This is a genomic window from Arthrobacter sp. A5, from assembly GCF_051131705.1.
GTDB lineage: Bacteria > Actinomycetota > Actinomycetes > Actinomycetales > Micrococcaceae > Arthrobacter_M.
Genome location: NZ_CP180316.1, coordinates 396,111 through 417,034 on the forward strand (window position 1 = coordinate 396,111; position 20,924 = coordinate 417,034).

General features: G+C 65.9%; 21 protein-coding genes, 1 tRNA gene and 1 riboswitch. Of the genes, 8 read left to right on the forward strand and 14 right to left on the reverse strand.

The window, feature by feature from the left end:
- Positions 1–23: 23 nt before the first annotated feature.
- Positions 24–830, reverse strand: a complete 807-nt coding sequence (locus ACLLJI_RS01940; RefSeq protein ID WP_434617299.1) for a DUF1684 domain-containing protein — start codon at positions 828–830, stop codon at positions 24–26.
- 263 nt (positions 831–1,093) lie between these two features.
- Here ACLLJI_RS01940 and ACLLJI_RS01945 point away from each other — a divergent pair, with 263 nt between their 5' ends.
- Complete coding sequence (locus ACLLJI_RS01945; RefSeq protein ID WP_283558697.1) at positions 1,094–1,402, forward strand: hypothetical protein; 309 nt, start codon at positions 1,094–1,096, stop codon at positions 1,400–1,402.
- Between the two features lie 41 nt (positions 1,403–1,443).
- On the opposite strand, the gene ACLLJI_RS01950 is transcribed toward ACLLJI_RS01945, so the two are convergent.
- The gene (locus tag ACLLJI_RS01950; RefSeq protein WP_434617302.1) at positions 1,444–2,079 is read right to left on the reverse strand and encodes a DedA family protein; all 636 of its coding nucleotides are present in this window, start codon (positions 2,077–2,079) and stop codon (positions 1,444–1,446) included.
- Positions 2,080–2,228: 149 nt separating this feature from the next.
- On the opposite strand from ACLLJI_RS01950, the gene ACLLJI_RS01955 reads away from it, so the two are divergent.
- On the forward strand, positions 2,229–2,768 hold the full coding sequence (locus ACLLJI_RS01955) for an O-acetyl-ADP-ribose deacetylase (RefSeq protein ID WP_434617305.1): 540 nt from the start codon (positions 2,229–2,231) through the stop codon (positions 2,766–2,768).
- Here the strand turns inward: ACLLJI_RS01955 and ACLLJI_RS01960 are convergent.
- From ACLLJI_RS01960 to ACLLJI_RS01970, 3 genes are all read right to left on the reverse strand, one after another.
- On the reverse strand, positions 2,741–3,658 hold the full coding sequence (locus tag ACLLJI_RS01960; RefSeq protein WP_434621081.1) for an RluA family pseudouridine synthase: 918 nt from the start codon (positions 3,656–3,658) through the stop codon (positions 2,741–2,743). The genes ACLLJI_RS01955 and ACLLJI_RS01960 overlap by 28 nt on opposite strands.
- Positions 3,659–3,822: 164 nt before the next feature.
- Entirely contained in the window at positions 3,823–4,626 is an 804-nt protein-coding gene (locus ACLLJI_RS01965) for a DNA-formamidopyrimidine glycosylase family protein (protein WP_434617309.1), read from the reverse strand.
- Positions 4,619–9,553: an ATP-dependent helicase gene (locus ACLLJI_RS01970; RefSeq protein WP_434617313.1), complete on the reverse strand. Its 4,935-nt coding sequence runs from the start codon at positions 9,551–9,553 to the stop codon at positions 4,619–4,621. Before ACLLJI_RS01970 ends, ACLLJI_RS01965 begins: the two co-directional genes overlap by 8 nt.
- A gap of 201 nt (positions 9,554–9,754) precedes the next feature.
- On the opposite strand from ACLLJI_RS01970, the gene ACLLJI_RS01975 reads away from it, so the two are divergent.
- A complete protein-coding gene (locus ACLLJI_RS01975) occupies positions 9,755–10,291 on the forward strand; it encodes a hypothetical protein (RefSeq protein WP_434617316.1) in 537 nt (178 codons plus the stop codon).
- A gap of 71 nt (positions 10,292–10,362) precedes the next feature.
- On the opposite strand, the gene ACLLJI_RS01980 is transcribed toward ACLLJI_RS01975, so the two are convergent.
- Positions 10,363–10,764: a DUF4232 domain-containing protein gene (locus ACLLJI_RS01980; RefSeq protein WP_434617319.1), complete on the reverse strand. Its 402-nt coding sequence runs from the start codon at positions 10,762–10,764 to the stop codon at positions 10,363–10,365.
- Between ACLLJI_RS01980 and ACLLJI_RS01985 the strand changes: the two genes are divergently transcribed.
- A complete protein-coding gene (locus ACLLJI_RS01985) occupies positions 10,763–11,128 on the forward strand; it encodes a hypothetical protein (RefSeq protein ID WP_434617322.1) in 366 nt (121 codons plus the stop codon). The genes ACLLJI_RS01980 and ACLLJI_RS01985 overlap by 2 nt on opposite strands.
- A gap of 78 nt (positions 11,129–11,206) precedes the next feature.
- Here the strand turns inward: ACLLJI_RS01985 and ACLLJI_RS01990 are convergent, their stop codons facing one another.
- Positions 11,207–11,929 (reverse strand): YcnI family copper-binding membrane protein, encoded by a 723-nt coding sequence (locus ACLLJI_RS01990; protein ID WP_434617325.1) that lies wholly within the window; start codon positions 11,927–11,929, stop codon positions 11,207–11,209.
- A gap of 85 nt (positions 11,930–12,014) precedes the next feature.
- Positions 12,015–12,647: a hypothetical protein gene (locus ACLLJI_RS01995; RefSeq protein ID WP_434617328.1), complete on the reverse strand. Its 633-nt coding sequence runs from the start codon at positions 12,645–12,647 to the stop codon at positions 12,015–12,017.
- Between the two features lie 133 nt (positions 12,648–12,780).
- Between ACLLJI_RS01995 and ACLLJI_RS02000 the strand changes: the two genes are divergently transcribed.
- A complete protein-coding gene (locus ACLLJI_RS02000; protein WP_434617331.1) occupies positions 12,781–13,116 on the forward strand; it encodes a YnfA family protein in 336 nt (111 codons plus the stop codon).
- A gap of 245 nt (positions 13,117–13,361) precedes the next feature.
- On the opposite strand, the gene ACLLJI_RS02005 is transcribed toward ACLLJI_RS02000, so the two are convergent.
- Together ACLLJI_RS02005 and ACLLJI_RS02010 are read right to left on the reverse strand one after the other, a co-directional pair.
- Complete coding sequence (locus tag ACLLJI_RS02005; RefSeq protein WP_434617334.1) at positions 13,362–14,177, reverse strand: hydrolase; 816 nt, start codon at positions 14,175–14,177, stop codon at positions 13,362–13,364.
- 141 nt (positions 14,178–14,318) lie between these two features.
- Entirely contained in the window at positions 14,319–14,630 is a 312-nt protein-coding gene (locus ACLLJI_RS02010) for a hypothetical protein (RefSeq protein ID WP_434617337.1), read from the reverse strand.
- Between the two features lie 683 nt (positions 14,631–15,313).
- Here ACLLJI_RS02010 and ACLLJI_RS02015 point away from each other — a divergent pair.
- Positions 15,314–15,601 carry a hypothetical protein gene (locus ACLLJI_RS02015; protein ID WP_434617340.1) on the forward strand — a complete coding sequence of 96 codons (288 nt, stop codon included), beginning with the start codon at positions 15,314–15,316 and terminating at the stop codon, positions 15,599–15,601.
- A gap of 137 nt (positions 15,602–15,738) precedes the next feature.
- Positions 15,739–16,518 (forward strand): type 1 glutamine amidotransferase domain-containing protein, encoded by a 780-nt coding sequence (locus tag ACLLJI_RS02020; protein ID WP_283558685.1) that lies wholly within the window; start codon positions 15,739–15,741, stop codon positions 16,516–16,518.
- Positions 16,519–17,662: 1,144 nt separating this feature from the next.
- Here ACLLJI_RS02020 and ACLLJI_RS02025 read toward each other — a convergent pair.
- From ACLLJI_RS02025 to tadA, 3 genes are all read right to left on the reverse strand, one after another.
- A complete protein-coding gene (locus tag ACLLJI_RS02025; RefSeq protein WP_434617343.1) occupies positions 17,663–18,349 on the reverse strand; it encodes a hypothetical protein in 687 nt (228 codons plus the stop codon).
- Positions 18,350–18,530: 181 nt separating this feature from the next.
- Positions 18,531–18,620 (reverse strand) — tRNA-Ser (locus ACLLJI_RS02030).
- Positions 18,621–18,735: 115 nt separating this feature from the next.
- The gene (gene tadA, locus ACLLJI_RS02035; RefSeq protein ID WP_283558683.1) at positions 18,736–19,248 is read right to left on the reverse strand and encodes a tRNA adenosine(34) deaminase TadA; all 513 of its coding nucleotides are present in this window, start codon (positions 19,246–19,248) and stop codon (positions 18,736–18,738) included.
- Between the two features lie 22 nt (positions 19,249–19,270).
- Here tadA and upp point away from each other — a divergent pair, with 22 nt between their 5' ends.
- Positions 19,271–19,906, forward strand: coding sequence for a uracil phosphoribosyltransferase (gene upp / locus ACLLJI_RS02040; protein ID WP_434617346.1), 636 nt, complete (start codon positions 19,271–19,273; stop codon positions 19,904–19,906).
- Between the two features lie 36 nt (positions 19,907–19,942).
- Here upp and ACLLJI_RS02045 read toward each other — a convergent pair whose 3' ends face one another.
- Positions 19,943–20,605, reverse strand: a complete 663-nt coding sequence (locus ACLLJI_RS02045; RefSeq protein ID WP_434617349.1) for a hypothetical protein — start codon at positions 20,603–20,605, stop codon at positions 19,943–19,945.
- A gap of 4 nt (positions 20,606–20,609) precedes the next feature.
- Positions 20,610–20,793, reverse strand: a riboswitch (cyclic di-AMP (ydaO/yuaA leader).
- Between the last annotated feature and the right edge of the window lie 131 nt (positions 20,794–20,924).

Sequence of the window (20,924 nt, forward strand, 5' to 3'; positions counted from 1 at the left end):
TTTTCGCGGCGGCGGAAGCCAGCTTAGGCGGGTGGGGTCTTTTCACCGGCTTCGATGGAGGTGTCAAGGATGTTTCCGCGGACCGGCATCGGACAGGTGCCGAAGGCCGTGAAGGCGCTGGGGTAGTTGACCGCACGGTTGAAGTCCAGCAGCACGCTTCCGTCCGCTGCGGGGACCGGGATGGTGAGCTTGCGCCAGCCGGCCGTGCTGCTGCCGTTGGTGGAGTCATGGAATGTAACTTCCAGCGCGCCGTCGCCGCCATCTTCCGTCAGAAGACGGTGCGTCCGGCCGTTCAGGTCAAAGGTCACCTCACCCGTCACGGCGGCGGTGGCGGTGACCTGGGGATTGGCGGTGTTACGGGGAACCGGCCGCGCCACCGGGTACGGCTCGAATCTGCCGGGGAGCACTAGGTCTGGCCGGTAAGCGAAGGCGGGAACGCCGTCGAACGCCCGCAGCGTGGGCGACTGTGAATCCCTGGTCCGGACCGCATAGCGGCCGCCGCGCCGCGCCAACTCGGCCACGATACTGCCCGACCGCACCCACAGCAGGGATTCCTCATCCGCCAGAGCTGCGGTCGGTGTGCCCGCGACCGGCGTGCCCGGGCCGAGCAGGGTCAGGCGGTCGCCGGGCTCCGCAGTCAAAACGGCCCCATCGGCCTCGGCGCTCCACAGACCAGGCAGCAACTCCAGCGGGGCCGGGCGGGCAGGAAGCCACTGCAGCGACGTCAGGCTCAACCAGCCGTGGTCGGCCGAAAACGAGGTGTCGCGGTTGTCCCGGAAGCGGTTCCACTTCTGGAATTCGGCGCTGGCGGAGGGTTCGTTGCTGGACACAGAATTCCTTTACCGGCTGCGGATACATGCTTCGTCCCGCGGCCTCGCGGCCGCATGCTTTAACTCTAGACCCGGCGGACAAGGGCAAGGGGACCCGGTTGCCCTGGTGGGAAGGGAAGGTCCCGGCCTGCATGCCGTCCTCGCTTTTTGAATTTGCCGGTTTTTGACCGCAACCATCCGCTGGTGCGGCCCAGCCGTCCTAGTGCGGGCAGTGTCTCATCGAGGGTGAGGGAGGCGGGACGGTCTTCGGTAGGCTGAGAGCTATGCCCTCTTTCCGCGCGATTCTCAAGATCTCCGGTCTCCGCCCGGGCAGTGCCCCGGATTCCGTGATGTCCACCGCCGTCGAAGCGCTGGGTTCCATTCACCTGGTGGAGGCCAACCAGTTGGATATTGTTGGCGGGGTGCCGCAGATCAGCCTGCGCTTTACGGTGGAGGCGGGCCAGTACGACGACGAGAACCGTCAGGCCCGCAATGCCGGGATGAGCGTGCGGCATGCCGTGGAATCCGTCGCGGTGACCGGACCGCTCCGGGTCACCCGCCGGATCAGGGGAAAGTGGATTCCAGTTCCCTGACGCCACCGGCCGGAAGGCCCCGATCACGGCGGCCAGGACGGCTACCGGCCGGAAACATCTCCGGGATCGGGATCGGCTGCACCGTGTGAAGCCGCACGGCGTCGTCGGAGTCCGATGACGGCGGCCATCAGGACCCCGACGCCGATGCCAACTCCGACGCCGATCAGCGAGTTCGCCCAAAACGGCAGGCTGGTATTGCGGCCGGTGAGGTAGCCCAGGCCGACCATCCAGCAGGCCCAGACCACGGAGCCGAGAGCGCTCGCGCGCAGAACGCGGACTGTGGGGACATTGGCAATCCCGGCCGCGGCCATGGTGGCCGTGCGCCCGGCGGGGATGAAACGGCCGGCCACCATCGCGGCTGCGGTGGAGGAGCGGCCGCCCCTGGCTGCGGCCCTGCGGATGCCTTTATGCACCGATCGGCCCCAGCGGAAGCGGTCCAACACATGGGTCAGCCGGCGCTTAAAAAGGCCGTAGACCACCAAATCTCCCAGCATCGAGCCGGTCACCGCCGCCGCCAGCGCCAGCGGCAGGATCACCTGGCCGTTGGCTGAGAGCGATCCGGAGGTCACCACCATGACCTCAGAGGGGATGGGCGGAACAGCAGCGTCAAGTGCCACCGCCGCGGCCATGATCGGATAGAGCGCGAAGGCCCAGTCGCCTGCACTCAAGAGGTCCACCGATTCAATCTAACCGCTGCGCGCACGCAGTGGTAGTGGTCGACTGCGGCGGCGTGGTGCCAGCGGCGGTCCGGGTGGTCCGGTGCTCGCGGTTAGCCGTCCGGGTGGAACCGGTGGTCCGGGTCGGCGGTCAGTGGCAGACTGGCCGCATGAGGATCAGCATCGTGGAAGGAGACATCACCGGCCGGGCCGTGGATGCGGTGGTCAATGCCGCGAATTCGGCGCTGCTGGGCGGCGGTGGGGTGGATGGAGCCATCCACCGTGCCGCGGGCCCTGAGCTGCTCGCCGCCTGCCGGGAGCTTCGACGGACGATGCTTCCCGACGGATTGCCGGTAGGGGCTGCCGTGGCAACCAAGGGGTTCAGGCTGCCGGCACAGTGGGTGATTCATACGGTGGGGCCGAATCTGCACGCGGGGCAGGACGATCCCGCGCTGCTGACCTCCTGCTTCACCGAGAGTTTAAGGCTGGCGGCTCGTCTGCGGGCGCGGTCGCTGGCTTTTCCCGCCGTTAGCGCCGGAATCTATGGCTGGCCCGCCGGGCAGGTGGCGGCGCTGGCCTTCGACGCCGTCCGGCAGCATCAACGCCAAGAACCGGAGGACAGCATTGAACTCGTCGAGTTCGTCCTGTTCAGCCGCGCAACAGCGGATGTGTTCCGTACGGTCTATGCTGGCGGGAACGCGCTGAGCTGACGGCCGCTGCGGTATTCGACCTGACGCCCGCTGAGCGGATCGGTGAAGGCGATACTGCGCGCCAGCAACTGCAGCGGTTTAGCGTAATCATCGGCAGCCTTAGGCAGCAGGGTGGGATAAAACGGATCGTTCAGGATGCCAAGACCCAGGGCCGCCATATGGACGCGCAGCTGGTGCGTTTTGCCGGTGTGCGGCTCAAGACCGTATCTACCCAGTGTGCCGCCGCCGTCGTCGGACGTCTGCAGCAGCTCGACGTGGGTCTGCGCGTTCGCATCGCCCTCGACCTCCTGGGCCAGCAGATAGGTGCGGGACTTGATCATCCGGGAGTTGACCACCCGGGGCAGGTCCAGCTCCGGGCGCACCGCAGCCACGGCCTCATAGCGCTTGCGCACCGTGCGTTTTTCAAAGAGCTGCTGGTATTTCCCCCGGGTGTCCGGGTTGGCCGCAAAAAGCAGGACGCCGGCGGTCATCCGGTCCAGCCGGTGGATCGGCACCAGCTCCGGCAGATCCAGTAGGTTGCGCAGCCGGACCAGCGCTGATTCGGCGACGTAACCTCCGCCGGGGGTGGTCGGCAAAAAATGCGGCTTGTCCACCACCACCAGATCGCTGTCCTGGTGCAGCACCTCCAGCTCCACGGGCAGCCGCACCTCCGGCGGCACCTCGCGGTAGTACCAAATGAACGTGTGTTCGGCCAGCGGGGTGTCCGGGGTGACGACGGTTCCGCTCAGGGCACGCACCTCGCCGCGCTCGAACCGGTTCATGATGCCAATGGAATCCACGTGTCCGAACCGCTCCAGCACGTACTCCATCGCCGTGGCCCAGGGTCCGTCCTGGGGCAGGCGGAGGCGGGTCGCGTTCACGCCATTGCGCACCGGAAGCGGGGATTTCATCACGCTTTAATCCTACCGGCGCCAACTGGGTCGCATTTATGGCACTCAAACGCTCGAATGGGTGCCGCAAGTGCGACCTAGTTGGGTTGGGCGGGGTGGGTTGGGTGTGGACGGAAATCTTGCGGTGGGGGTGACGATTTTTGGGGCCGGCCCGCTCAGGGACCTTAGGGCGGGGGCTGGCAGCGGGGGCAGTAGTAGATGTCGCGGGCCCGTTGCGCCGGAAACTGCGGATCCGGGAGAGTGCTGTGCCTGATCAGGGTGCCGCAGCGCTTGCACGGCCGGGACTCCCGCCCATAGACCCAGACGGCTGCATCACCCCGGGCGGGACCGCCCGTGGTGCTGCGCGAGGAGCGGTTCTTGTTGGCCTCGAGCAGCCGCTTGGACTGCTCGATCAGCTTGGGCAGGGCGGCGACCTCGCTGATCGGGAGGGCAGGGTGTACGCCGGCCAAAAAACAGAGCTCGCAGCGGAAGACGTTGCCGATCCCGGCAAGATTCCGCTGGTCCAGCAGCGCCAGCCCGACGGCGCGCCGGGGCTCGGCTGAGATCCGGTGAAGTGCCTCCGCGGCGTCCCAATCCGGACCGAGCAGGTCAGGGCCCAGATAGCCGAAGGCGTCCAGTTCGCGGTCCTGCGGCAGAACCTCCAGCAGTCCGAGCGAAAATCCGACGGCGGTCACGTCTACGGTGCCAAGGATGCAACGGGCGGTGAAAGCGGGGCGGCGCCACTTCGGCGCCGGTCCGACCGGGTAAATATGCCAGCTCCCTTCCATCTTCAGATGCGAGTGGATCAGCTGGCCGGCTACCCGGATGAGCAGGTGTTTGCCGCGTGAATCAACGCCGTCAACGATGGAGCCGGTGAAGTCCACCGTGGCGAATGCCGGCACGCGGATGTCGCAGCGTGTGAGGACTTTACCGGCGAGCGCCTGATCCAGCTGCCGGGCCTGCCGCCAGACGGTATCGCCCTCAGGCACGGATCCGCAGTCCGCGTGGAGTGGTGTAGGCGCCGGCTTCCACCAAGGCTCCAGCCAGTAGGGTGTCCAGGATCCCCCGTCCGTTCACCTTTTCGATGGCCAGCTTGTCGACGGACCCGCGTTTAACCACTGCTGCGAGGGCGTGTCCGGCCAGGCTCAGGGCATCGGGGTCGTCGGTGAAGGCGAGCATCGTCTTGCCGCCGCGCTCCACATACAGCACCAGTTCGCCGTCGACCATGACCACCAAGGCGCCGGCCTTGCGGCCCGGCCGGTGACCCACGTCCAGCGCCGGCCAGGCCAGCGCGGCACCGTACGGATTAGCCGGATCCGTTGCCGCCAGCGCAAGTGCCACCGGTGCGGGCTGGCGCAGTGCGGCGTCTTCGGAAAACGTGCGCAGCCGGTCGACCGTTGATGGCACGGCGAACTGCGCCGCCCCGAGATGCTCAATGAAGTAGCCACGCCGGGTGCGTCCGGATTCCTCCAGCCGGGCCAGGACCTTGTACATCAGGGCGAAGCCGCCGGGTATGTTCTCATTCATCACCGAACCGCGGGTGACGATGCCGTACCTGTCCATCAGCAGCTCCGCCATGGCATGAGCGGCGACCGTGGTGTCCGCTTCTTTGTCCGGCAGCACGTTCCACCGTCCCGCCGCCAGTGGCGGGGCACCCCGGGCAATCGTCCCCGGGCCGGAAGACGACCCCCCGGCGCGCCCGAGCCGCCCGTACCGCCCCGCTGAGCGCAGCCGCGGGGCGGTGGGACGCTGCCGGTGGGTGGTATGGCCGCCCGCGAGCAGCGCCCGGACGGGTGCAAAGGTGTCGTTGCTGATCCGGCCGGCCCAGACGAGTTCCCACAGCGCGGTCAGCACCTCACTGTCGGCGACCGCGGGAGCCGGTCCTGTTCGCGTTCCGCTGCCGTTCACCGCGTGGGCGGTGTCCCCGTTCCCGGCCGCTTCGCGCAGCTGGTGGAAGAAGTAGGATCCGCCGCCGGCAAGGTGGGCGAGCAACCGCCGCTGCAGATCGCTGGGTTCGAACCCCGCCTGCGGATTTAGCGTCAGCGGCACGGATTCGGCCAGATGCAGACTGATCCAGCCGTCATTTCCCGGCAGTGAGCCCGCGCCGGACCATAGGAGTTCCCCGGTGGCGGTGAGCTCGTCGAGCATGGCGGGGACGTAGTTGCCCACCCGACCGGCGAGCACCAAAGTTTCCCATGCAGAGGCCGGGACCGGTACCCCGGACAGTTGGTCCACGGCGGTCAGGACACCGTCCAGCCCCCGGAGCTCCGCGGGTTGGGACGCCCGGTTGGAACCGGCGGGAGTACGAACGTGCTGCCAGGCAGGGAGGAAGCGCGCATACGTGGCGGGATCCACCGGCTCGACCTCGGCGCGAAGGGCTGCCAGGGAGCGGCGACGCAGCCTGCGCAGCACCTCGACATCGCACCATTCCGAAAGGGCCGGCGCCGATGTGGTACCGGTTCCACCCGCAGGGGCCATCGCACCCGCAGGGTCCGTCACGCCCGCAGGGTCCGTCGCGTCCGCAGGGGTCCCAGCCTGGGTGGGTAAGGCGCGGGTGGGACGGAACTCTCCCTCGGCCACGCGTCCGTCCACAGCGAGTCTGGCCAGGCCGGCGCGGACGACGGCGACGCCCAGGCCCAGCCGGACGGCGGCTTCCGCTGCGGTAAAGGGCCCGTGGGTGCGGGCGTCGCGGCCCAGCAGATCCCCGAGCGGATCCGCGACGGGTTCAATAAAGGCCAGCGGGACACCCATGGGAAGCGGAATGCCCAGGGCATCGCGAAGTCTCGCGGAGTCCTCGATAGCGGCGTACCGCTCGGCGCCGGCCATCTTGATTTTGAGCGCGCGGTTGGACGTCACTAAGGCGGTCAGGTGCCGCTGGACCGGGGTCGCCTGATCGGGCAGCGCGGGAGCGGGTTCAGGTTCCAGCCGCGCCGAGACCTCGTCCTCGCTCAACGGGCCCAGGATACGCAGCAGATCCGCCACGCCCTCCATCCCTTTGGCTCTCCGGTCCGGGGCCAGCCGCTGGAGTTCCGCCTCAGTCTGCTCGATGACCTTTGGGTCCAGCAGCTCGCGCAGTTCAGCCCGGCCCAACAGCTCATTGAGCAGCGTGGGGTCCAGCGATAACGCGGCGGCGCGGCGCTCGGCCAGCGGCGAATCGCCCTCATAGAGGAAGGAAGCCACATAGCCAAAGAGCAGGGAGCGGGAGAACGGTGAGGGCTGCTGGGTAGTGATCTCCACAACCCGCAGTTCGCGCCGTTCGATTCCGGCCGCAATTTCCTTCAACGCGGGCAGATCATAAACGTCCTGGAGGCATTCGCGCACGGTTTCCAGCACGATCGGGAAGGTGGGATATTTCCGGGCCACGTCGAGCAGTTGGGCTGAGCGCTGTCGCTGCTGCCACAGCGGGGATCGTTTGCCCGGATTCTGCCGCGGCAGCAGCAGCGCGCGGGCGGCACATTCGCGGAACCGGGACGCGAACAGCGCAGAACCGCCCACTTCGGCGGTGACGATATTGTCCAGCTCATCGGCATCGAAGAGGAAAAGATCGGCGCCGGGCGGCTCGTCGTCCATCATCGGCACCCGCAGCACAATGCCGTCGTCGGAAGCCATCGCGGATCCGTCCAAACCATACCGGGCATGCAGCCGGGCCCCCACGGCCAGCGCCCACGGTGCATGCACGGGCATTCCATACGGGCTGTGCAGGACAACCCGCCAGTCGCCGAGTTCGTCGTGGAAGCGCTCCACCAGCAGGGTGGTGTCATTGGGGACGACGTCGGTGGCCTGCTTTTGCTCCGCGAGGTAGCTGAGCAGGTTGCCGGCTGCCCAGTCGTCCAGGCCCGTTGCACGGCACCTTTGCATCGCCGCAGCCGGATCCGCTCCGGACAGTTCGCGCATGAAGGCGCCCAATGCGCGGCCCAGTTCCACCGGTCGGCCCAGCGAATCACCCTTCCAGAACGGCAGCTTTCCCGGCTGCCCGTATGCCGGAGAGACCAGTACGCGGTCATGGGTGATGTCTTCGATGCGCCAGCTGGTGGCGCCTAAGGCAAAGACGTCGCCGACCCGGGACTCGTAGACCATCTCCTCGTCGAGTTCGCCAACCCGCCGGCCGCCCTTGGCTTTTGCACCCGGAGCGGCCTCCTGCTCGGAGCCGACGATGTATACGCCGAACAGCCCGCGGTCCGGAATGGTACCGCCGGATGTCACCGCCAGCCGCTGGGCTCCGGGGCGCCCCGTAAGGGTGCCTCCGGTCCGGTCCCAGATGATGCGGGGGCGGAGTTCAGCAAATTCATCGGAGGGGTAGCGGCCTGCCAGCAGATCAAGGGTCGCATCGAAGGCAGACCTCGGCAGCGTGGCAAACGGCGCCGACCGCCGGACCGTATCGAACCATTCCTCGACATCGATACTGCCCAGCGCCGTCGCCGCGACGGTCTGCTGGGCCAGAATATCCAGCGGATTCGCCGGAATATACAAGGACTCGATCCGGCCCGCCAGCATCCGCTCCACTGTGACGGCGGAGTGCACAAGATCTGCGCGGTGTTTCGGGAAAAGTATGCCCTGCGAGACCTCGCCCACCTGGTGCCCTGCCCGGCCCACCCGCTGCAACCCACTCGCCACCGAGGGCGGAGATTCCACCTGGATCACCAGATCCACAGCGCCCATATCGATGCCAAGTTCCAAACTGGAGGTGGCCACCACACAGCGCAGCCGGCCGGACTTGAGATCATCTTCGATCAAGGCCCGCTGGTCCTTGGAGACAGAGCCGTGATGGGCCTTGGCCAGGATCGGCTCCGCCCCGCTGGTCGCACCCGCCTGCGCCATCAGCTGTGCGGGCGGTGACAGCCCCGGCGTCCGGGCCGAGTGTTCCGGGGTCCGGGCCGCCTGCTCCTCCGCAGCCCGCGTCGGGCCCTGCCCGTCCGCGGCAGCCAATCCGTCCAGCAGCAGGCGCCCCGCGTAGATCTCGTTCAGCCGCGCCGTCAGCCGTTCCGCCAGCCGCCGGGAATTGGCAAAGACAATCGTGGACTTGTTCGCCAGCACGTGATCCACGATCTTTTCCTCCACATGCGGCCAGATCGAGGTATTCGGCACCGGTCCCGGGGCCATGCCCGGGTCCTGCCCGGCGTCCATTCCCACCTGGGCAGGCAGCGACGTCATATCCTCCACCGGCACCGTGACGGACAGATTCCAATTCTTGGCCGTCACCGGCGCCACGATTTTCACCGGGGCCGAGCCCGCCAGGAACCGGGCCACGGTTTCCCTCGGCTCCACGGTGGCGGACAGGCCGATCCGCTGCGCCGGCCGGTCCAGCAGGGCGTCGAGCCGCTCCAGCGAGAGCGCCAAGTGCGCCCCGCGCTTGGTCCCTGCGACGGCGTGCACCTCATCGAGGATGACCGTTTCCACCTGGGCCAGCGTGGCACGGGCCTTGGACGTGAGCATCAGAAACAGCGATTCGGGGGTTGTGATGAGAATGTCCGGTGGATGGCTCAACAGCGTGCGCCGCTCGGACGCCGTCGTATCTCCGGACCGTACGCCGACGGAAATGTGCGGCGCCGGCAACTCAAGGCGCTTCGCCGTTTGGGTAATGCCGATCAGCGGCGCGCGCAGGTTCCGCTCCACGTCCACACCGAGCGCCTTCAGCGGCGAGATATACAGCACGCGGGTGCCCGCCGGACCCTGTGGATCGCGTTCGACGGCGATCAGCCGGTCGAGCGCCCATAGGAAGGCAGCGAGCGTTTTGCCGGAGCCGGTAGGGGCGATGACCAGTGAATGTGATCCGGCGGCGATGGACCGCCAAGCGCCCGTCTGGGCTGGCGTGGGCGCGGGGAAAGCACCCAGGAACCACTCCCTGGTTGCCGCCGTGAACTGATCCATCGTTGGCTCCGCGGCACGTTCCGACGTGGACCGTTCCGTGGTGTTCATCCGAGGACTCATTTGCTTCCCGCCACGGCTCCATCATCTCTCACGGCCCCGACATTTTCCTCCCCGGGTGCGCCTGCACGCCGCGGGGCTCATCGGGCTGTACTCTGACGGTATAAGTGGCAATGCTGCCTTGGCCGTTCCCTGTGCTCACTCCGAGGCCTCATCAGCGGCAGAGCAAACAAGTCGGAGATGGAGGGGGCCGTGGGTTCGCGGCATATGGGGAACAACTGGTTCCCCATGGCAGGCATGGCCGCGCTCTTTTTGGGCGGAGCAGCCATGGCCCTGATGGCCAATTCTGACAAGGGTGCCGTGCCGTCCTATTACCTCATCGCCGCATTCCTGTACGCCGGCGCCACCGCGTTGTGGTTCCTGCGGAATCCGCCCGTCCTGCGGGCCGAGCTGAAACCCTACCTGTACACGGCGGGGGGCATGGTGCTGGGCGTCCTGCTGGGCGGGACCACCGGGATCCTGCATGGCTGCCTGGCGTGGCTGGCGCTGGGCGGCGGAGTCCTGGCCTATGGCGTGCTGGAGCGGACGCGCGTGATTGTCACCGCCGGCGCCGGCGCCTGTGTGGCCGCGCTGCTGGGCATGGTGATCACGGCCCCGGTGTGGGGCGGTGCGCTGCAGACCCTGACCTCCGCGGGGTTCGTGCTGGCCGCGTACCGGCTGCACGTGATGAAGCATGGGAGGCGCCCGGAGACGCAGGCAGTGGACTTGGATTCGCTGATCCGTTTCTAGCCGGTGACCACGGGGACGTTCCGGAGCGCCCGCTCCCGGAACGGAGGCCGGGCCTCGAGGGCTCCGAGGCGTCAGGAGCTCTGAAAGGCTCCGATTGTCATCAGCACTGTGGCCGTGTCGGTGCATGCCGTGAGCGGGTGGGCAATGTACAGCGCATCGGTGGCGCTCGGCGGGTAAATCCGCAGGCCATCCGCGGGCGCCTGCGTGCAGCCCTGGTAGTTCCCGGCCTGCGTGTAATGCAGGACGGCGGCGGCACGGGACCCGGGGGCCATCGTGATCGGGCCGGCGGAGGGAAGTTCAGCGTTGCGGTTGGCCGGCGCGCCGAGCTGGGTGCCATTGCCGCCGCCGACCAGGGAAACGCCGGGATAGCCGTCCAGGATGCAGGTCGCGGCAGAGGCGTTCTGCAGGATCAGTTTCATATAGATGCTGCCGGCCGCCCCGCCGCCGGTGTCATCAACGGAGCCCTGCAGCATGGCCGCCGTGCACAGAGCCGGGCCAGCAACGGCGGTGCTGCTGGGAGAGGGAACGATCGATGGTTCGGTGCTGGGGGAGGGAATAGTCGACGGCGGAGCGCTGACGGACGGGCTGTCGGCGGTGCTGCTGGCGCCGCTGGTGCTGCTCGACGCGGACGACGACGGCGTGCCGGCGCCGGTCGACGACGGTCCCGCCGGCGCCGTCGACCCTCCACAGCCAGCCAGACCCGCGACCGCGGCCGCCGCTGTTAGAACTGTCAGTGCCTTCGCATGTCCCCGAGTCATCATTGAACCAGACTTGCCGGATCGGTTGCCGGAGTCAATCTCCGCCGCAGGTACCGGCCGACTATTTCCCCGATCGTGACCTTTCACGGCGGCGGCGGGGCGGGACCGGCGCTCCATTGCAGCAGCGCCGGGCCCAATCTGCCACGGAGTGCGGCGGTTAGCTGGCGTCGTGCTTCCCGCCGCGGCTGCGTGCCAGCGCAACTCCACCCATGCCCAGACCCAGGACGCCCGCTACCAACCCGATCCAGCCGGGCGTCTGGCTGCCGCCGTCGGACATCGGCTCAACCGCGGACGCGGGAGTCGCCGTCGCCGTTCCGCTGGCCTCGGCCGTCGTCACCGCAACCATCGGAGCCGCGGCCTTGAGCGATTCGGGGTCCTGGCCGGCCGCAGCCACATCCGCCCAGTTCGTCTCGCCCGTTTCGCAGTTCTGCAGGGTCGGGAAGTACAGCGTCTTTCCGGCGGTGTCCGGCAGCTGCAGGGAGAGCACTAGGGCGTCCCGCTGATGCGCATCCAACGGTGTCGTGGCGGTGTAAATGACCTGACTGGTGCGCTCGGTGACGGAGCTGCCGTTGGAGAGCTTCTGCGGCGTCGCGAGCTTTTCGGTCGTCTTGCTGATCGTCCAGTTCGGGTTCACCGTGGGCGTGGCGTCGTTGATTTCCTGCGGGAGATTGATGGTGATCTTGTCCGTGGGGGAGCCGTTGCAGCCGTGCCCGATGCTGAACGTCAGCAGGGAATACGACCCGGCGGCGGTGCTGTCCGGGGTGATTTCCACGTGCGCGGAGGCCGCGGCCAGGCCGATGGTCATCAGGCCGACGGTGGCTCCGGCAACGAGGGTGGTTTTCAGTGCGCGGTACTTGGTTTTGTTGGAGCGGTAGTTCATGACGGGGCCTTTCGACGGGCATGCGTGAACGGCATGCCGCAGTTCGGTGGGTAAGGGACACCCCGCCGGATCCGCCGGAAGGGTGCTAAGTGAGCGGGACCGCGGCCGCCGGCGGCCCGCGTCGGCTGTCCGCGCGCAGATTGCGGCGCGGCTGCGGGCGCACCGGCACGTCGGGCGTCAGAACACGGACCAACGGCGCGACGGCGGCGCCGGAGCGGGCGGCCGGCCGCACGAGCGGGCGGAGCCAGCCAGCGAGCAGCCAGAGGGCGTCTTCGCCCTTGGTCAGCACGACGGCGCAGGCGAGCGTGGCGCCGATGTGGGCGAGCGTCATGGCCAAGGCCGCGGTTGGGGCTGCCGGGCCGGCCGCCATGTCGGGCATTGCCGCCGCAACGGGGACCGGGCCGGCGGCCGAGGACACGAGGTGATGGTGCATGGCCGGATCGGTGAAACCGGCCATACCGGGGGCCGACAGCAGATCAAAAGCACCGTGCAGCAGCAGCTGGCTGGCGCCGAGCAGAGTGGCCATCAGGGGCAGCGGAATGCGGAAGCCGGTGGCTGTCACGGATGCGAGCCCGGTCAGCGCCGTGAGCGCCGCCAGGATGAGCGGTGCCGGCAGGCTCCCGCCGGCCAGCGTGTGCGCACCCGCCGCGAGCGACAGTATGGTTACGCCGATGGCTCCGGAGCGCAGCCACCGGAACGGCGCGGAAACGACGGTCATGGCTCTCCTTCGGCTCCCGGCGGGCAACTTCCATCACTTATCCGGCCGGCGGCCGGATACGCAGCCAAGTTTACCTACTATTCGCGACCGCGCCGCGGCGGGATTGCCCGTCCGGTCAGAGGACACTGGACGGGTGACAATTATCAGATCAATCGTCCTTTTCGCGCTCGCCGCCCTGGCCGAAATCGGCGGGGCATGGCTGATCTGGCAGGCCGTCCGGGAAGGTAAAGCCTGGTGGTGGGCCGGGCTGGGCGTGATTGCCCTGGGGCTGTACGGCTTCGTCGCCACGCTCCAGCCCGACGCGAATTTCGGTCGTATTCTCGCCGCCTACGGGGGAGTCTTCGTCGCCGGTTCCCTGTTCTGGGCGATGGCGCTGGACGGATTCCGGCCGGACCGCTGGGACCTGCTCGGCGCGTCCGTCTGCCTGATCGGGGTCGCGGTGATCATGTTCGCGCCGCGCCACGGCTGAAAAGCCGACAGTTGCGGCCGCTAGGTCCCGTCTACGGCGCGATGCTGGCGGCGAAATCTCCTTGGTCCTGACCGCTCCTGTCACGATCTCGGCGGCGATCACCTCAGGAGCCACGCCGTCGTCGGACTTTTCCAGCGACACGTCCTTTCGCCGTCGTCGGACTTTTGCCCATCACCGGTCACCGACCCGTACGCCATTCGCCCATCACCGCCGTCTTCCGCACTCTCTTCAGTCATTGCCCCGAGCTACTCCTCCACCTCCCCGCGGATCCAGCTGATATACCTCTGCAGAGACCAGTCAACAATGGGGCGGGAGCCGGATCCGACGGCACGGAAGGCGCTGTAGATCCGATCGAACGGAAGCGGCATGACGGTATCGAGAATTTTGCGCACGGCACGTTCGGGAAGGGGGATGTTGTTGACGTAGCTGCGCATGACGTTCACCGAAGCACGATCGGCGCCGATGCCGATGGTATCTCCAGTCAGGATAGCGCCCTGTCCGGTGGCGCCGTCCCGCCAATGGACGATGCTGCTGCCGGCAAAATGCCCGCCGCACTGGATCATCCGGACGCCGGGGAGGAGCTCAAGGGCCGTATCCCACAGTTGGATGACCGGGTCCGGGCGTCTGATCCACGTTTTGTCCGCGGCGGCTACGTATACCGGGACGCTTCCGAAGGCGTGGCTCCACTGAATCGAGGAACCGGTCAGATGCGGGTGGCTGGCGGTGATGACGGCGATACCGCCGAGCGTACGGATGGCCGCAATTCCGGCGTCGTCGATGAAGCCAGGCGGCTCCCAGAGCAGGTTCCCGTGTGCGGTGCGCAGGAGCAGACCGCGCTGGCCGATGCCGAATTCGGGGACGCACTCCACCGCGTACAGATCTGGTTCGAGTTCTCGCACAGTTATTTGGTGGCCGGCAGCGGCGAGTTCCTCCCGCGTGGTCCAGCGCTGGCCGCTCGCAGGCACATACTGCCGCTCGTCCGTGCAGATCTCACAGAGTTGGGGCGGGACTGGGGTGCAGGGGTGCTCGATGGCGCACGTGGCGCATGTCCAGATGGTCATTGTTTCTCCTTGCCCGCCGTGTGCTTGGAGCATCCCCATTAGAGATGCTCCAGTTTCCTTTGAGACCGTGTTTACGATTGTGAGATCCGCCGATAAGGATCGAGTAGGTGTCTGCAGAGAAGGACTACCAGCGGACTCACGCTAGCGACCGCCCTCATGCCGGTCTCGTCGAGCCATGGGTCTTCGGTAAATACCCAGACCGATCATCCGGTCTCTCACGTTTAGTCTCTGTGGTTTTCCAAGGTACTCATAAATTCGAGTCAAGAACAGCCATTCGTCGGACTCGTCGCCGAGAGGCTGCTTCATGGTAGCCAGCACCGCCAGGGCCATATTCACGAGGTCGAAAACGCGGTCAGCTCCTATCGCAGCCTCGACGTCATCCTCTTCGATGTTTTCTGCACCGAGGCGAATACGCAGATCGACGGCCTGCGTTGCCCTCATCGGATCCCACATCTCTGCCACCCGCGTGCCCACTAACAGGGGTGTGGGGAGCGTTCTGCTGGGACATAGCGGTGCTCCCTGAGCGGCTGGGTTTCGCGGTGTTCACTTCCTTCCCGGCTTTTGCCGGTGACGGATCCGGTAGGCCCATCACCGTATGTCCTGATCGGAGTCGTAGCGCCGTTAGGGCGCGAGTGGTCGGGACCGCGCAGCCGGGAAGTAAACAATCGGTGCGGTGGTCGCAGAACCCACGGCAGATTGGTCATGGCGCAATAGACTGCCCAATGATGGGCGAGGAGGGCATTCACGCCACCGTCATTCCGGCTCCGGTGACAGAATCGACCGCGACTTGGATCCAAGCCGGGAGCAGTGCCAGAAATTACTCCAGATGCGCTTCATGGGGTTCCTTTTCTGGTGGTAATTAGAGCAGTAGGACGACTCCTTCGCGGCGGAGCACATGACCGTGGAATCCCGTCGATCCGGGCCTCCGCCCCAGAAACGTGGTGCGTTTTCGCGTGTGGTAGTCCCCATGGTGCCTTGACCGGAAACGAAAGTCCTGTCGGCTGTCGGCAGCCCCCACAGTCGAATGGTAAATTGAGCGCGTCAGTATCCGGATCATTCGGGGGTTTAACTGAATATGCGTAGGAAGCGACTGCTGGCACCTCTCACGCGGACCCTCGCGGTTCAGTGTGGCGCCGATGGGATCCGCACCTCCATGCTCCGGCACCGCCCTCAACAACCAGTTTGGTGCCGACGCATGGGAGGAATACCTCAGGATCATCGAGGAATCAGAGCCTCGCATTGAAGCCCTCGGGGTCACCGACTACTACAGCATTGATGACTACGAGACAGTCGTTGATCACAAGCAAGCTGGCCGGCTGCCTGACGTTGGACTCATCTTCCCGAATGTCGAACTTCGGTTGCACGCTAAGCCGACGCCGCGTGGTAACGATGGGTACCTCGGTTCGATGAGCCTGTATGGCTAAACATAAATATCCGACTGCGGCCGAGGAGGCCTCGTACGGGTGATTCGAGGTGCAGACGACTACCACCGTCTCAGACGGGCAGGGAGGGCCCGAATTGGGCTGGGCGTAGGGTGGAAGTTAGACGAAAGGAACACTTCATGAAGAAAATCCTCATGGTACTGACCAGCGTTTCCGAGATCGGCGATACCGGAGAGAAGACCGGCTACAACGTGGCCGAAGCTGCACATCCCTGGAAGGTCTTCAGGGATTCCGGGCATTTCGTCGACTTTGCGTCCATCCAGGGCGGCCAGCCCCCGCGCGACGAGGTGGACTCAGAAGATCCCATCCAGGTCGCCTTCACGGAGGACGAGACCACGCGCGCCGGTCTCTACAACACTGCCCGCGTCGACGTCGTTGATCCCGACCAGTACGACGCCGTCTTCCTCGTGGGCGGCCACGGCACCATGTGGGACTTCCCGGACAGCGAAGGCTTGCAGAATCTGGTGGCCAGCGTCTACAACGCCGGCGGCTTGGTGGGCGCGGTCTGCCACGGACCGGCCGGCCTGCTGAAAGTGGAATTGGAGAACGGGCTTCGCCTCGTCGAGGGCCGGAAGGTGGCCGCCTTCACCAACGACGAGGAGGTTGCCACAGGGAAGGACAAGGTGATCCCGTTCTTTTTGGCAGACCGACTTGAGGAACAGGGCGCCACCCACGTCTCCGCTGATGTCTTTGAGGAGAAAGTCGTGGTTGACGACCGCCTGGTGACCGGCCAGAACCCGGCCTCAGCCGCCGGCGTGGCCAAGGAGATGGAGAAGCTCTTCGCAGAGGTCATCCACCAGGAAAAAGCCGAGGAACAGCACGAGACGGAGGCTCTGCGCGCCGAGAAGGACGCCGAAAAAAACGCAAAGAAGAAGGCAGCGGCAGAAGCGGAGCACTAACACCAACAGCGGACTGAAACTGACGGCCGCCCCGACAACGGGGCGGCCGTCAGTCGGCGTACGTGCGCCGGCAACCACACTGTCCAACGCATCGCCGACCTGCTTCAGGTTCCGCGCTCCACGATCTACGGCCACCTCAACAAATCAAGCATCGGACGACGGCCCACGCTTACTGGGGTCCGGCCAAAACAGCATCTATTATGGCGGCGCACAACCTGGTCATCACCTAGCCCAGAGCCTTGAATTAGCCCAGTCGTGAGGTACGCCTACGTGGCTTACGGGCACGAGTTTCACCGAGGGGTAGCTTGCAAGCACCGCAGACAGGACGCGTGACCGTCCCGACTCAATGCGTGTCGCGCATGTGTTGGATCAGAGTCAGCGGGCCAAATGTTCGAGCCATCTGGCTTGTACGTTCGCTGAAGTCTGCGGCAGACACATGGGCACACCCGGTCGAAATCGGCGAATGGTGGGACCGGCCCGCGATTCCGTTCCATGTCGTGCTTGCTGGAGGACGGGACGTGATTGAGGTAGCCGTTCGCCTTTGGTCGAACGCCGGCTTGATACCGGTGCTCTTCGGGCAGATGTGATTGACGGCTAGAAAATTCGAATCGACCAGGTCCCGGCACACATCGTGCACCGGGCGCGCGCAGCCATCGCGTCATGATTTGGACGATTGGATCCCCTGAACACTCCGCTCGTCGAGATCAGTCAGGTGTGCGTCGATCTCGCCCGCTAGTTTTCGGATTGCGCCCGCGATCATTCCAGAGGAGCAGGGTGCATAGCCGCAAGGAACAAGTTTCCATCGGGGGTTGGCGACAGCATCCATCTCGTCAAAAGGTCGACGAATCGGGTCAGGTGGTTCACGACACGGGCGGCAGCCGCGTCGGGGTCCTGCCCCGTGTAGGCACGTACGGCGTCGTCGACTGTGCTCCGGGCGCCAAGGCTCGCAGCGATGTCCTGAAGCCCGAGATGAACCAGCCCGTTACGGAGTTTTGACTGCCCCAGAACCCACACCGACTCAGGGTCGTCCAGGAATGCCATCATTTCAGCGGATTGAGAGGGCCGGCCACCATCATTTCGCATAATTTCGAGGGCTGTCAGGGACTGGAAGAGGGCGACGAATCGATGCTGGCGAGCGGCGGCTTCACACCACGCACACAGTGATCGGGACACGCTCAGCACCGCGGACGAGGAAGCGCTCTGGACGGTCAGGAGGGCTGCTGCTAGACCTAAAAGGCGGGACGGGTCCGTGCTGATGCAACTCAATGCCGGAGTCATTCAGAAGAGCAGCAGCGACGTTACCGACACCAATGCTAAGTCTCCCTATGGCGGGACCGACGGTTGAAAGGTCGCCGACCTGCTCAGGCGCGAGCCCCGTCAGATAGTGCGCGCTGACAAGGCTCGTGTACGGGCTACCTTCAAGGATGACAACCGACAGGTCGTCGCGGAGAAAATCGAAGAGTCGGCCTCGCCGGTTAGGCGGGAAGAAAGCGCCGTGGTTCGCCCGGAGAAGCTCGTCGAAATGAGTGACGACTTTCTGCAGGTTTCGCTTGGTGTCGGCAAAGAACTTGCCGCTCATTCGAGCGGCCTTCGCAGTGCCAGCGTCCCAGTTTGCCTCCAGGCGCCAGCCAAGGGTCTTTTCGAAGGGGAGCTGCGCCTCGTAGGCAGCCATGGCTCCGTACTGGACAAGGGCGACCTCCGCGGCGGCCGCGGAAGACGGAAGGCCGATCAACGAGGTAGCTATGTAGTGCATGTCGGCCCGTGCGATGTCGAGGGCGATGACCTCAATCGGGTCGAGATCCGTTGCAGCCGTGCGCCTATCCTTTCGCATAACCAGGGGCTCGGCCGCCTCGGTGACCGAGTCGATCGCGGACTGCGCATTGCTCCCGGGGGTACTGAGCGCAGGGCATCGCGAGAATTTCGTTACCGCTGCGTTACTGAGGGGCCAATTTCGGGACAAAGCAAAACCCCCACTTCCCTTTGTTCATAAGGGAGGCAGGGGCCTTGCCGCTTGGCGGTGACGGTGGGATTTGAACCCACGTTAGGCTCTCACCTAAACAACATTTCGAGTGTTGCACCTTCGGCCGCTCGGACACGTCACCAACGCAGTTACTTTACCGGACGGACGGCCTGCTTCCCAAAAGCGCCGCTGTCCAGGGCCGAGTTCGCGCCGGTCGAGGGTCGCAGGCGGGCGGGGAACGGCTCGGGCGCAACAACTTACGGAAGGCGCCGGCCGGCGAAAAAGTCCTGCAGCAGGGCCGCACACTCGCCATCCCGGACGCCGGGGAACACCTCCACCCAGTGATTGAGCCGTCGTTCGCGCAGAATATCGAAAACGGATCCGGCCGCACCGGCTTTCTCGTCCCAGGCCCCGAAGACCACTCGGGGGAGCCTGGCCAGCACAATGGCTCCTGCACACATGGCGCAAGGTTCCAGCGTGACCGCGAGCGTGCAGCCGTCCAGCCGCCACGAGCCCAGCGCCCGCGCCGCCGCGCGGATCGCGACCATCTCAGCGTGCGCCGTCGGATCTTCCAAGGCAACGCGCTCGTTGCAGCCAGCGCCCAGGACCGACCCGTCGGGACCCAGGACGACGGCGCCGATCGGCACGTCCGCGGTGGCTGCGGCCAGCTCTGCCTGTTCCAGCGCCAGACCCATCCATTCGCGGTGCTGAGCACGGTCTCGGCCGCCGCCGGGTGCGGGAGCTGCGGGGAACTTCGCTGTTGGGGTCACGGCTCAATGGTAACTTTTACCTATGCGCGTACTTGTTGCGGACCACCCGCTCGTTGCCCACAAACTCACCGTTCTCCGGGACAAGAACACCACTTCTCCGATTTTCCGGCTGCTGACCGAAGAGCTGGTCACGCTGCTGGCCTACGAGGCAACGCGTGATGTCCGGGTTGAGCCGGTCAACATCGAAACCCCGGTGACGACGACGGTCGGCACCGGGCTGCGCAAGCCCACGCCGCTGGTAGTCCCGATTCTGCGCGCCGGCCTGGGCATGCTGGAGGGGATGACGCGGTTGCTCCCCACTGCGGAGGTCGGCTTTCTGGGAATGGCCCGCAATGAGGAGACGCTGGAGGCGATCACCTACGCCGAGCGTTTGCCGGATGACCTGACCGGGCGCCAGGTCTATGTGCTGGATCCCATGCTGGCAACCGGGGGTACCCTGCGCGAGGCAATCAAGTTCTTGTTTGCCCGGGGCGCGGATGACATCACCTGCATCTGCCTGCTGGCGGCCCCGGAGGGCCTGGCAAAGCTGCGCGAGGAGCTCGAAGGCAGGAACGTCACGATCGTGCTCGCCTCGATTGACGAAAAACTGAACGAGAATTCCTATATCGTGCCAGGTCTAGGCGACGCGGGCGACCGGCTCTACGGCGTGGTGGGCTGACCGCAGCTCCTGAGGGGGCGGGTGGTCGAGGGCCGCTTAGTACCAGTTCATGGCCGTTTCGTGCTGCCAGGCACCGCACGGTGAGCCGTAGCGGTTCTGAATGTAATCGAGTCCCCACTGGATCTGCGTCTGGTAGTTGTTCTTCCAGTCCGCTCCGGTGCTGTCCATTTTCTCGGCGGGAAGCGACTGGGCTATTCCGTAGGCCAGGCTGGACGGGTTTTCCGCGGTTGTCGTCCAGTCGGATTCCTGGGTCCACAGCGGCACCAGGCAGGTCATCTGATCCTGGCCCCAGCCGAAGGAGGCCAGCACACTGGCGGCGTAGGCACGCGCACCGGCCGGATCGTTGACGGCGCCGCCGTTCGCGCCGAGCACCTGGACGCCCGAGGCAGCGCCGCTGACGTTGGGCGTCGCGGCGGGCGCGGCGCTGGATTTCACGTCCGTGCGGGTGAATGCCATTGGTACATTGCCTGGCGCAGAGACGGGTGCATCGGCTGTGGGCGCAACAGTCGCGGATCCGTCGTGGCTCAGGGCCGCATTGGACGCGCCCATCCCCACGAGCAGGAAGCCGGCGACAGCGATGGCGGTCATTCGCTGGCCCACGGGACCTGGCTTCGGGGCCGCTTCCCATAGCTGCCGGACTGCTGACTTTCGACGGGTCGGTGTGACGCGGCGTCGGCCGTGCTGAATGTTTTCGGACATGCTGCAAACCTCTCTCGACGCCTGCGAGGTGAGCTGTCGGGTTCGGATGAGAGCATCCGGCCGTCCGATCTGCGCGGCAAGGAGCGGCACGGACCGGATGGCTTAGCCCCAAGGGCTTCCTGCGGAAGCCCGGATGTGGGTCCCCCGTCTCTGCCGTTTCTCGAACGGAACGTGGGCGGGGGCAGAGCTCGGCGATCCGGCCACGGACACCAGGGAGCAATGATTTGCTGATTTTGGCGCCTCCATCACAATACCGGACTCGCCGCCGAGTGTCACATTTTGATAACGGACAGCTTTTGTGTAATCTGCTGCGCAATCT